The organism is Paraburkholderia acidipaludis NBRC 101816 (assembly GCF_000684975.1).
GTDB classification, from domain to species: Bacteria; Pseudomonadota; Gammaproteobacteria; order Burkholderiales; family Burkholderiaceae; genus Paraburkholderia; species Paraburkholderia acidipaludis.
In genome coordinates, this window is record NZ_BAXZ01000061.1 from 1 (window position 1) to 713 (window position 713).

A 713-nucleotide genomic window follows, 5' to 3' on the forward strand; every position below is an offset into this window, starting at 1 on the left:
CCGCCGATGCACAGCGAGGCCAGCCCCTTCTTCGCGTCGCGCTTCTGCATCTCGTACAGCAGCGTGACCAGCACCCGGCAACCCGACGCCCCGATCGGATGCCCGATCGCAATCGCCCCGCCGTTCACGTTGATCTTCGACGTGTCCCACCCCATCTGCTTGTTCACCGCCAGCGCCTGCGCCGCGAACGCCTCGTTGATCTCCATCAGATCCAGATCCTGCGGCGTCCAGCCCGCGCGCTCCAGGCACCGCTTCGACGCCGGCACCGGACCCATGCCCATGATCTTCGGATCCAGCCCCGCGTTCGAGTACGCCTTGATGCGCGCCAGCGGCTTCAGGCCCAGTTCCTCGGCCTTCTTCGCCGACATCACGACCACCGCCGCCGCCCCGTCATTCAGCCCCGACGCGTTCGCCGCCGTCACCGTGCCTTCCTTGTTGAACGCCGGCTTCAGCCCCGCGAGCGACTCGGCCGTCACGCCGTGGCGCACGAATTCGTCGGTCCTGAACTGCAGCGGCTCGCCCTTTCTCTGCGGAATCGCCACCGGCACGATTTCGTCGTCGAAACGCCCCGCCTTCTGCGCGGCCTCGGCCTTGTTCTGCGAAAGCGCCGCAAACGCGTCCTGCTCCTCGCGCGTGATGCCGTATTCCTTCGCGACGTTTTCCGCCGTCACGCCCATGTGGTACTGGTTGTACACGTCCCACAGGCCATCCAC

Annotated in this window: 1 protein-coding gene; it reads right to left on the reverse strand. The window is 66.8% G+C overall.

The genetic code is table 11. The annotated features are described in order from the left end of the window. The coding region (locus BAC01S_RS29790; RefSeq protein ID WP_027798021.1) for an acetyl-CoA C-acyltransferase at nt 1–713 on the reverse strand (713 nt) is incomplete at both ends.